The organism is Porphyromonas sp. CAG:1061 (genome assembly GCF_000435035.1).
GTDB classification, from domain to species: Bacteria; Bacteroidota; Bacteroidia; order Bacteroidales; family Porphyromonadaceae; genus Porphyromonas_A; species Porphyromonas_A somerae.
Genome location: NZ_HF988914.1, coordinates 3,615 through 14,338 on the forward strand (window position 1 = coordinate 3,615; position 10,724 = coordinate 14,338).

Here is a 10,724-nt window from a genome sequence, read left to right on the forward strand (position 1 = left end):
GCGAAGGACCATGGTATGAGCAATCAGATTGAGGGTCGTATTCTCCCTACTGATAAGGTGGTAGTGGTTGAGGACTTAGTGAGCACTGGGGGCAGTAGCCTTAAGGCAGTGGAGGCTCTCCGTGAGTTTGGTTGCGAGGTGCTGGGCATGGTGGCGATCTACACGCATGGTCTGCAGAAGGCCGAGGAGGCTTTTGAGGAGGCGGGTGTGACGCTACGGACCCTCAGTTGTTACGACGCAGTGATTGAGGAGGCAGTGGCGAGCCACTATATCTCGCACGATGATTTGGAGATGCTGCGGGAGTGGCGTAAGGACCCTGCCAATTGGGGTAAGTAATTAAGTAATAGTATTATAGTATGAATGTATATACCAGTAGACCGATTGAGATAAAAAAAGATATCCAGACCCTCTACGGTTTGGTGTCTAAGCCAACTAACTTACAGCCCATTATTGATAAGGCAGGGGACAAGGTGGCTGAGTATAAGATTGAGATCAGTGATGAACAGGTCACTTTCTTTGCCCCTGCACTGGGTCAGATAGGGCTTAAGAAGATAGAAGAGGTAGCACCCAATCTAGTGAAGTATGAATCCTTTAAGTCTCCAGTGCCACTTGCTCTACAGCTTAATCTCTCTGAAGAGGGTGCAGATAAGACCTTGGCACAGATACAAGTAGAAGTGTCAATCCCTCCATTCCTTGGTGGTATGGTGAAGGGTAAGATCACTAAGGGACTTGAAAAGGTGGCAGATCTCTTGGAGATGGTGGACTTCTCTAAGATTGGTCTTTAATCACTACTGAAGCAGTGGGGAGGTCGGTGATGCGAAGATGGGTGTCGCTCTTCGTATTGCTCTTTGCCCTTTTCTCGTGTGGGGAGCAGGGGGTGGAGCTAGAGGTGGAGCATCCGCTTCGTCGTCTGCCTATTGCCCTGAGGGTGTCGCTTGACCATGAAGGGCGAGTCCTGCTAGAGCCTTATAGCTATATGCTCTATGAGCGACCTCTCTACCATGGAGAGCGACTAGGCTATATGGGAGTAGTGGTGGTGCATGGGGTGGGGGAGCAGTATGCTGCCTATGACCTTGCTTGCCCCTATTGCTGGCCAACGGAGGCGGCTGTGGTGCCATCGCTGAATAGTGCAAAGGGGGTGGTGATAGCGGAGTGTGCGGAGTGCCATACGGTCTATGACTTGGCACTAGGATTGGCACACCCTGTTGCTGGACCGGGGAGCTATCCGCTCCTGGAGTATCGTGCCTATCGCAGAGGTTCGCAGTTGTGGATTGAATGATTGCACGCCTGGTGCCTAATCGGACGGGTCGGACAAGTCGGGCGGGGGAAGCGATGCTACTATAAAAAAAGAGAGCTAGGCAGACGATTGTCTGTCTAGCTCTCTTTGGTTGTATTTGGGTTTCAGCTTACATCATGCCGCCCATGTCGGGGGTTGGCATTGCTGGGGCGTTCTTCTCAGGGAGGTCGGTGATGACACACTCTGTAGTTAAGAACATACCTGCGATGCTAGCTGCATTCTCAAGGGCTACACGAGCCACCTTGGTTGGGTCGATGACGCCAGTCTCGGTGAGATGCTCGTACTTGTCGGTGCGAGCATTGTAGCCAAAGTCGCCTTCGCCATCCTTGAGCTTCTGTACCACTACGGCGCCCTCCTTGCCAGCATTGGCTAGGATCTGACGAAGTGGCTCCTCGATGGCACGACGGATGATATCAATACCAGTCTGCTCATCATCGGTCTCGCCCTTCAGCCCCTCAAGAGCCTTGGTAGCACGGATATATGCAACGCCACCACCAGGTACGGTACCCTCTTCGATAGCTGCACGGGTAGCACTGAGAGCATCCTCTACGCGGTCCTTCTTCTCCTTCATCTCTACCTCGCTAGGTGCACCTACATAGAGGACAGCTACACCGCCGGCTAGCTTAGCCAGACGCTCCTGTAGCTTCTCCTTGTCGTAGTCGGAGGTGGAAGCCTCGATTTGGTTCTTGATCACCTGTACACGTGCCTCGATATTCTCCTTGGCACCACCGCCATTCACGATGGTAGTGTGATCCTTATCAATGGTTACCTTCTCAGCCGAACCAAGCATCTCCATGGTAGCAGCCTCTAGGCTGAGGCCAGTCTCCTCGGAGATAACGGTACCGCCAGTAAGGATAGCAATATCCTCGAGCATCGCCTTACGACGATCGCCAAAGCCAGGAGCCTTGACAGCAGCTACCTTGAGTGAACCACGTAGGCGGTTAACTACTAGTGTAGCGAGTGCCTCGCTCTCGATATCCTCTGCGATGAGCAGTAGGCCACGACCAGTCTGCACTACCTCCTCTAGGATATGTAGAATCTCCTTGAGGGTGCTGATCTTCTTATCGTAAATAAGGATGTAGGGATTCTCAAACTCCACAAGCATCTTCTCGGTATTGGTGGCGAAGTAAGGTGAGATGTAGCCCTTATCGAACTGCATACCCTCAACTACCTCTACAGTAGTCTCCATGCCCTTTGCCTCCTCTACGGTGATAACGCCCTCTTTCTTTACCTTTTCCATCGCCTCGGCAATCAGCTTACCGATGGTCTCATCGCCATTGGCTGAGATCTTAGCTACGTGCTCGATCTTGGCTAGGTCGTCACCTATCTCCTTGCTCTGCTCACGGAGAGAAGCAACTACGGTAGCAACCGCTTTGTCGATACCACGCTTTAGCTCCATTGGGCTAGCACCGGCAGCGAGGTTCTTGATCCCTACATTTACGATGCTCTGTGCCAATACGGTGGCTGTGGTGGTACCATCACCGGCATCGTCATTGGTCTTGCTGGCCACTTCCTTTACCAGCTGGGCACCCATATTCTCAAATGGATCCTCGAGCTCTATCTCACGAGCTACAGAGACACCATCCTTGGTGATATGAGGGGCACCGAACTTCTTGTCGATGATCACGTTACGACCCTTTGGGCCAAGGGTTACTTTTACTGCATTTGCTAGCTGGTCAACACCGCTCTTGAGCAGGTCTCTAGCTTCGGTCTCAAACTTTATTTGCTTAGCCATATATCTTTCTGTTGTTTTATAGATTCATTGAAATTACTTCTCTATCACTGCAAGTACGTCGCTCTGGCGCATCATGATGTACTTAGTACCCTCTAGCTCTAGCTCAGTGCCGGCATACTTACCGTAGAGTACACGGTCGCCCTCCTTGAGGAGCATCTTCTCATCCTTCGTCCCCTCGCCAGTTGCCTTTACGACACCCTGTAGAGGTTTCTCCTTCGCTGTATCGGGGATGATAATCCCACTTGCTGTCTTCTCTTCTGCCTCAGCAGGTACCACAAGTACCCTATCTGCCAATGGTTTGATAGTCATATCTACTACTTAAGTTTATAAGTTATACATTCAATTGTCTTCATTCAGTATTAGGTATTATGAAATAAGCGTGCCAATGTCATTCTGCTGCCACTGGGTGACAAATTCGGTAGTGGTCTGTCAGTAGTTGGCTTAGGGTAAAAAGAAAGAGGTGACAAAGTGTCGCTGCACTTAGTCACCTCTCTTGCTCTTCCACTTGGACTTGAACCAAGGACCCTCTGATTAACAGTCAGATGCTCTAACCAACTGAGCTATGGAAGAATCAAAAAACGCTCTTTCTCACCCCTTTCTTCCTAATAAAAGATGCTCTTCCACTTGGACTTGAACCAAGGACCCTCTGATTAACAGTCAGATGCTCTAACCAACTGAGCTATGGAAGAATTTCACGCCCGAACTACCCTTCGTTAGTTTCGTGTGGCAAAGATACCACAAAATTTGAAACCTACAAACCCTTTGCTTGAAAAAATCTATGAGGAGAGATTAATTCGGCAGATATGGGGTTAGGGTAGTGCTGGTGGCGTTACTCCTTTTTTTAGATCTCTATCTTGAGACCTGTGTAGATGGACCTTGGAAGGGTAGGGCCATATATGTAGGCACTATCGCGATTGCCCCCTAGGTCGAAGTCGCTTTGGAAGGCATTCAGAATGTTGTTCATCCCTACATAGACCTCAATGCAAGAGGTATTGAAGATAGGGAAGTCGTAACTGATCTTTGTGCCAAGGTCGAAGAAGCGTGGGGTATGCTCTAGGCGATCCCATCGTGGTGCCTGCTCTATCTTTGAGGTGTCGGGACGCTTGCCAGCGGCTACTAGTGCACGGTCAATGATAGCTGCTTGCTGCCCTACAGTGACAACGTGTGGGGTGTACATCTGCCCAGTATAATTGAGGGTGCAGGAGATGTTTAGATTGGAGATGGGGCTGTAGGTAGCTGTGAAGTAGCCGTAGATATTGGGCGTGCGTAGCATCTCCTTGCTATTGAGTCCTATCTTGTCTCCATTCGGATTGAATCCAGTAAGGGCACTTGGTCCATGATCCTCTAAAGTGTTGATCTCTTTGGCAGTCTCCGCTGTCTCACCGAGTAGGGCGGTGCGGATGCCCCATTCCTGAGCTTCGTCCCACTGGCTCTTTGCTAGTGTGATGCCAGCTTGTAGGCTGAGCTTTTTCCACTTGATTTTTCCCTCAAGGTTGGTGCCGTATACCTGAGCATCCGAACCATTGATGCGCTCGTACATCTTGAACCCATCTTTGGATTGGTCCGATCGCTCTTCAGTTGTAAAAGTACCTACCAGACGGGTATAGAAGCCCTCTACCAACAGGTTGGCTTGGGCTGACCCTAGGCTAAAATAGGTGTCGGCACTCAGGCTAAGACTATGGCTGTACTCTGGGTTGAGCTCGGGGTTATTAAATACCCTTTGCGACTCTCCACCCACGATGCTTACATGCAGATCTTCATCGAAGAGCTGAGGGGCACGGAATCCTTGGGCGTAGCTCAGTCGAAGATTGACTTGATCGGAAGGATTGTAGCGAAGGGTGGCACGTGGGCTGAGGATCGGCTTGATCGCTCCCTTGCTATTGCGTACGGCAGAGTGCTCATCTAGTCTGGCACCTAGCAGCACGCTCCACGCCTCATTGCCCCACTCCAGCTGTGCTATTTGGCTCCAGTTGTGGATCTTTTGCTCTACAGTTGGGTAGAGAGAGGCATTGCCTGTGTTATCAAGCTCCCAGGAGCGAATCGGCATCGTATCCTTGAGGTGGTCATAGGCGTATTCTGCACCGAGTAGGATTTTAGCGGGGGCGATGGGGAAGTGGTCCCAATCGTAATTGTATTGTAGCCCGGCTAAATAGGTATCTCCATGGGTGTTCCCGAAGTTGTCGCCAAATTCTTCTTTGGGAATGAAGCCAAGCTTCCCTACATTCTCTTCACCGATACCACCGTAGTAGCTCTGGCGTCTTACGACCTGACCCGACACGAATAGCTGAAGGTGGTGACGGAGGTCAAACGATTGATGACTGTACTTGAGCTGTCCGCTATAAATGGTATGGTCGGTCTGCTCTGCCACAGCTGCAGCGTGAACGGGGAGGTCCATTCGGTCGCCACCCCTACGGTATTCCTGTAGCGCATGGATCTCGGCACTCATCTTATCAAACTCTGAGAACCGAATATGTCCGACGGTGCCGAGGGAGCGTGAGCGAAGTTTACCTAATTCACTAAAGCCATCTCCATCTTTATCCCACGGCTTGCGGTCTCTAGCTTGTCCGAAGACCACTGCACCGATACGTCCGTCGGCACCTACAATAGAGGCATTGAAGCCTAGAGTGTGGTCGGGATCTTTCATCCCTGTGAGGGTGAGATTATTGAAGAAGCTATAGCTATTGGCTACAGGTGCCTGAGTGATGATATTGATCACTCCTGCGATGGCGCTCGAGCCGTATAGTGCGGAGCCACCACCTCTGACTACCTCTACGCGCTCTATCATATTCATTGGTAATTGCTCCAGTCCGTAGACTCCAGCGAGTGCACTGAAGACTGGGCGGCTATCAATCAGTATCTGGGAGAAGCGTCCGTCAAGACCATTGATGCGCACTTGGCTGAAGCCACAATTCTGACAATTGTTCTCCACCCTAATGCCTGGTTGGAAGGTGAGCCCTTGTGATAGGCTCACCGCATTTGCCACTTTGAAGACTTTGTCATCAATCACGCTGACCAGTGTGGGGGCGTAGCGGCGAAGGGTCTGCTGACGATTGGAGGTGACGACTACCTCGTTGAGGTCAAAGACATCTTCCTCTAGCTCAAAGTTCACCTCAAGTGTCTTTCCGGGAGCTACCTTTACTGTCCGTTGCTCGCTCTTATACCCAACGCCTGATACCTCTATAGTGTAGGTGTTGGGCTTGAGGTTGCGAAGGAAGTAGTGCCCCGACGCATCGGTGGTGGCACCATAAGGGCTATGCTTTATTTTGATGATGATGCCGATGAGGTGCTCACGGCTCTTTTTATCAAGTACGTGGCCTATGATATTGGCATCGGTGGATTGCTGGTTGCTCTCTGGTTCAGCTGCAATGGCAGGGGATATTAGCAGTAGGGTGGCGATCATAGAGAGCCACCATACTGGACTAATAAGCTTTACTTTTCTCATCTGGTTTTAAGTATCATTAGTTATGGTGCATCGGCTAGCTAACTTCCGATGCACAAAAAAAATTAATGCTACAAATCTACTAGATAACTCTAAGATTTGAGCCACTACTTTTAGGTATTTATCAGGGGTTACGCATTAGGAGTATATTCATAAGTTAATGACCCTATAAAATAGGAGAAAGTAATGGCTAAAAAGCCCATTTATAATAAGCTGATATTCAATACTATATAAAAGCGAAAACTGAGTTGCAACTAAGCGATCGGCGAGTTGCAACTAAGCAAATGCCGAGTTGCAACAAAGCAATTGCTTAGTTGCAACTAAACTTTTGGCCACTTAGAGCCTGTTGCACGAATGATGATATTCAAACTGTTAAGGATAATGGAGTAAGGACCTCGGAGAGTTCCCTCTTAAAAAGGCACGCGTCGGAGGGGCAAAACCCCGAATGACCTGTGCCTATTTAGCACGGATCTCTGCCGAGGTCCTTACTCATAGACTCCCCGCTAAAAAACATATAGCGTGAACTTCCTATTACGTAACCCTGAGGTATTTATTGTTCTGTGAAAGGCAATTACTATTAATTTTGTATATTTGCTATACGTAATTGAGAATGACTTATATATAGGTAAATAATAATTATGGGCAAGATAAATGTAGCAAAACTACTAGGCGTAGGAGCGGGTGTCGCTCTAGGGACCTACTTGGCCCGACAGTATCTCCGTAAATACCAAGCTTTGAAGGGCAATTACTCCCCTCTTATTGATCAGGTACTTGTGATTACTGACGGGATGAAGTCGGAGCGGTGGCTCTTTGACTGGGATGATGAGGAACGATGCAAAATAGCTACTCAACAGTCACTAGATAAGTATGGAGCTATCTTTTCGGAGAATCACCTAACTTTTGAATTCTTGGAGGATTATGTGGAGGTCTGTCGCTATCTCAATGATAATGAGTATCCAGAGGAGATCGTCTCGATCTTCCTTAATAGCTATGATGTGGTAACCTCTATAGTACGACGCTCTAAGAATGGTAAGGAGGAGCGATGGGATGCTACTATCAATGGAGCTGAGCTGTCGCAGCTTACCTCGGGAGATGCTGCTACTAAGATGTATTGGAGTGAGGGCAACCTTGATGGGATCTCCTATGGTGGGGAAACACGTGAAAAGATGACCTATTATAGAGATAAGGAGAACTACCTATTCCCTGATATCAACCTCTTTGTGAAGGGGTTTGGTGAGGAGATGATGTGTAACTATGTAATGGGAACACGAAGCCGACACTTCCTCCGTACAATGTCGGTATCTGGGCCAAACTATCATAGGCAGTCACATATCTCCTATCTGCTGGATAGCTTTGACCGGCCTATCCAAATGCTGATAGAGGATACTATTTTGAAAGATGATATTACTACCAATAGCAGTAGAGAATTTGAAATAAGATATAAGAAGTTATGACCGAAACAACTGAAACGATGCTGACGCACCCAGAAACAATTGATGAGGCGATAGTAGAGAAGCTGTACCCGATGAATGATGTGCGGGTGCTACTAGATAAGATTGTGAATGCCATTAATCCAGGGTTGGAGGATGGTACCTTTATGCACGACCTCCTAAGCCTAGGGATTGTCCTTGGTTTTGTAGTCCTGCTGTGGTTCTTACTTAGTTTGCTTTTTGTTCGCACCGTTCCCCGATTGATGGAGCGCGTTTCTTTCCTCAAAGGGGAGCGCACTATTAATACCAAGATTATTCAGAAGCTGATATCGATTGTCTCCATCTCTATCCTTTCTAGCTTGCTAGTAGTGGTGTGGCAGGAGCCTTCTGTATGGTACAATATTCTGAAGGCTCTCTGTAGTGTAGCAGTGACTTGGATGGTGGCTCAGCTGATAGCCCAGCTTTTGGACGCTGGTCGTCGCAGCATGATTCAGTCACCAAAGTATGGCAATAGTCCCTTTATTAACCTCTTTCAGGTCTTTAAGGGCATCGTCTACTTTATCGCTATATTGCTGATCATCTCAGTGCTCTTTAAGATTGATATGACGGCGATTGGTGCCGGTCTTACTGCTCTTTCTGCTGTACTGATGTTGGTCTTCAAGGATACTATTCTAGGCTTTGTGGCAAGTATTCAGCTCTCTAGCAATGATATGATTCGTGTGGGAGATTGGATCACGGTGCCTAAGTTTGGGGTAGATGGCGATGTAATAGACATTTCACTAGCTACGATCAAGGTGCGAAACTTTGATATGACGGTCTCCACCGTACCACCCTATAGTATGCTTACTGAGGCAGTGCAAAATTGGCGACCTATGCAGGAGGCTGGCGGTAGGCGTGTGAAGCGCTCTATCTATGTAGATATGCAGAGCATCAAGTATGCGAGTGACCGACTTATAGAAAAGCTACGTACTTCACCACTGCTTAACGACTATATTGAAACGGCGTTGGCTGAGATTACAGCAGATAATAAAGCTAAGGGACTTGAAAACTCGTATGATCGTCGTTCGCTTACTAATGTGGGTCTTTACCGTAGATACATTGAGCTTTATCTGAAGAATCATGCCAAGGTGCATAAGACGTTTACCTGTATGGTGCGTCAGCAGCAACCTACGGCCCAAGGATTGCCTTTGGAGCTTTACTTCTTTACCAACACTACTGCGTGGGTAGAGTATGAGGGTATCCAAAGTGATATCTTTGACCACCTTCTAGCGGTGATTAATGTCTTTGAACTCTCGGTATTCCAGGAGATCAATGGACGCAATGTCTCTGCATTGCTTGAGAATACTACGGGTACTCCTAAGGAGATGACTAAGGGGTAACTAATCACTCCTTATATAATATGAGTGCAGTCCACCTAGCAATTGCTGGCGGACTGCACTCATATTAACTTAACTATTGCGTTGCTGACCTGTTGATATGTGTATGGAGGGTGGGGTGAATGGCTATATTTACCCTTCGATCTCAGAGAGTTCAAGCCATCGCAGTTCGGCAGAGTCGAGGGTCTCTTTAGTGGTGCTGTATTGCTCGGCCAGCTCTACTAACTCTTGTGGAGTGGCGGTGCCGCTATTCATAGTAGTCTCGATCTCTTGAAGTTGCTTTTCGAGTAGCGGGAGTTGCTCAGTCAGCTGCTCCAGCTCTCGTTGCTCCTTGTAGGAGAGCTTCGCCTTTTTCTCTCTCGGTGGTCGCTTAGTGGCCGGCTCCTTTTCTTGCTTTGTGGAGCTTTCTACCTTGGGGCTTTCCTTTTTCTGAAGGCGATAATCGGTGTAATTGCCAGGGAAGTCCCTAACCGTGCCATCGCCCTCTAGTACAAAGAGGTGCTCCGTGATACGATCCATAAAGTAGCGGTCGTGGGAGACTACGAGTAGGCAACCATCAAACTGAACTAGGTACTCTTCCAGCACTTGTAGAGTGGGGATATCAAGGTCGTTAGTTGGCTCATCGAGGACTAGAAAGTTGGGATGCTGCATCAGCACGGTGCAGAGTTGAAGCCTTCGCCGTTCGCCTCCACTAAGGAGCGAGACATAGTCTTGCTGTCGCTTTGGTGGAAATAAGAAGCGATTCAAGAGTTGCATAGCGGTATGCTCGGCTCCGCTTCTACCCACTACGTGCTCCGCAATATCAGTGACTACCTCTATCACCTTCTTGCCTTCGGGAAAGGTGGGAGGAATCTGAGAGAAATAGCCAAAGCGAACCGTTTCACCTACCTCTATAGTGCCTGAGGTCGGTTCAATCTCTTGCATAATCAGTCGTATCAAGGTGGTCTTGCCTGCCCCATTTGGACCGATAACACCTACACGATCACGGCGGGCGAAGTTGTAGGAGAAGTCCTTGATAATAGGACGCTCACCGTAGCTTTTGCTGATGTGCTCTGCCTCAAATATCTTCTTTCCAATATAGACCGATTGGTTATCGAGCTGAGGCCCTTGGTGGTGCTGAATATGGGTGAGTTGCCCTTTGAGTTCGTGGAAAGCATCTTTGCGATACTTTGCCTTTGTCCCTCGGGCTTGAGGCATTCGTCGCATCCACTCTAGCTCGGTACGGTAGCGATTGCGTAGAGTGGCTTGTTCGCTCTCTAGTTGCTCTAGTCGCTCTGCTCGCTTCTGTAGGTAGAGGGTGTAGTTTCCTTCGTAGCTATAGATTTGCCCGCCATCCATCTCTATGATGGTGTCGCATACCTGATCGAGGAAGTAGCGGTCGTGTGTCACCATCAAGAGTGCTGCATTGGAGGTGGCTAGGTACTGCTCCAGCCACTCCACGGTGCTA

Annotated in this window: 9 protein-coding genes and 2 tRNA genes; 5 read left to right on the forward strand and 6 right to left on the reverse strand. The window is 48.7% G+C overall.

Annotation, left to right across the window (positions count from 1 at the left end; genetic code table 11):
* The 3 genes from QVO39_RS04805 to QVO39_RS04815 all read left to right on the forward strand — a co-directional run.
* Positions 1–336: orotate phosphoribosyltransferase (locus QVO39_RS04805; RefSeq protein ID WP_288171776.1), on the forward strand; the 336-nt coding region annotated here is incomplete at its 5' end.
* A 20-nt stretch (positions 337–356) separates the two neighbouring features.
* Positions 357–785 (forward strand): hypothetical protein, encoded by a 429-nt coding sequence (locus QVO39_RS04810; RefSeq protein WP_021903239.1) that lies wholly within the window; start codon positions 357–359, stop codon positions 783–785.
* 29 nt (positions 786–814) lie between these two features.
* Positions 815–1,279, forward strand: a complete 465-nt coding sequence (locus tag QVO39_RS04815) for a hypothetical protein (RefSeq protein WP_021903240.1) — start codon at positions 815–817, stop codon at positions 1,277–1,279.
* A 127-nt stretch (positions 1,280–1,406) separates the two neighbouring features.
* On the opposite strand, the gene groL is transcribed toward QVO39_RS04815, so the two are convergent.
* From groL to QVO39_RS04840, 5 genes are all read right to left on the reverse strand, one after another.
* Positions 1,407–3,032: a chaperonin GroEL gene (gene groL, locus QVO39_RS04820; RefSeq protein ID WP_018029241.1), complete on the reverse strand. Its 1,626-nt coding sequence runs from the start codon at positions 3,030–3,032 to the stop codon at positions 1,407–1,409.
* A 33-nt stretch (positions 3,033–3,065) separates the two neighbouring features.
* On the reverse strand, positions 3,066–3,341 hold the full coding sequence (locus QVO39_RS04825) for a co-chaperone GroES (protein ID WP_018029242.1): 276 nt from the start codon (positions 3,339–3,341) through the stop codon (positions 3,066–3,068).
* A 187-nt stretch (positions 3,342–3,528) separates the two neighbouring features.
* A tRNA-Asn gene (locus QVO39_RS04830) sits at positions 3,529–3,602 on the reverse strand.
* 45 nt (positions 3,603–3,647) lie between these two features.
* Positions 3,648–3,721 (reverse strand) — tRNA-Asn (locus QVO39_RS04835).
* Between the two features lie 152 nt (positions 3,722–3,873).
* Positions 3,874–6,474 carry a TonB-dependent receptor gene (locus QVO39_RS04840; protein ID WP_021903241.1) on the reverse strand — a complete coding sequence of 867 codons (2,601 nt, stop codon included), beginning with the start codon at positions 6,472–6,474 and terminating at the stop codon, positions 3,874–3,876.
* 635 nt (positions 6,475–7,109) lie between these two features.
* Here QVO39_RS04840 and QVO39_RS04845 point away from each other — a divergent pair.
* Complete coding sequence (locus QVO39_RS04845; protein WP_021903242.1) at positions 7,110–7,925, forward strand: hypothetical protein; 816 nt, start codon at positions 7,110–7,112, stop codon at positions 7,923–7,925.
* Positions 7,922–9,280 (forward strand): mechanosensitive ion channel family protein, encoded by a 1,359-nt coding sequence (locus QVO39_RS04850; protein WP_021903243.1) that lies wholly within the window; start codon positions 7,922–7,924, stop codon positions 9,278–9,280. The genes QVO39_RS04845 and QVO39_RS04850 overlap by 4 nt, the downstream gene beginning before the upstream one ends.
* Before the next feature lie 129 nt (positions 9,281–9,409).
* Here the strand turns inward: QVO39_RS04850 and QVO39_RS04855 are convergent.
* On the reverse strand, positions 9,410–10,724 hold a 1,315-nt coding region (locus QVO39_RS04855), incomplete at its 5' end, for an ABC-F family ATP-binding cassette domain-containing protein (protein ID WP_288171777.1).